Genomic DNA, 507 nt, shown 5'->3' on the forward strand with positions numbered 1-507 from the left:
GCGCGAGTACGCCCTGATCCCACCCAAAACCCTGGCCAAGGTCATCATGGCCATTCGCCCGGGTGGGTATGACGATCCGAGCCAAGGCTGGACTGGCGGTTACGCGACCCGTTCCGACAAGACCGGTGCGATCTATCTCAACGCTAAGTTCACCATTCTGGAAGGACCGTTTGCCAAACGCGTGGTGTTCGGGCTGATTGGCCTGTCCAGTCCCAAGGGCCCGGAGTGGACCCATATCGGGCGAAGCTTCCTCCGCGCCATTCTGAACTCGGCGCGAGGCATCCATCCGGCAGACAACTCGCCACAGGCGCAGAGTGCGCGCCGCATCAAGGGCTTTGCCGATCTGGATGGTGTGGAGTTTGTCGCCCGCATTGATGTCGAGAAGGATCAGAACGGCGACGACAAGAACGTGATCAAGGCCGCCATTCAGCCGGATCACAAAGAGTATGCCGTGCTGATGGGGCAGCCGATGCGCACCCCAAGCCAAGCGCCTTCGGCTCCCACCGG

General features: G+C 61.5%; 1 protein-coding gene. It reads left to right on the forward strand.

Annotation, left to right across the window (positions count from 1 at the left end):
- Positions 1-507, forward strand: a 507-nt coding sequence (locus tag C1I89_RS33805) for a hypothetical protein (RefSeq protein ID WP_102776428.1), incomplete at both ends; no start/stop codon positions are given.

It is taken from the genome of Achromobacter pulmonis (genome assembly GCF_002885955.2).
GTDB lineage: Bacteria > Pseudomonadota > Gammaproteobacteria > Burkholderiales > Burkholderiaceae_B > Achromobacter > Achromobacter pulmonis_A.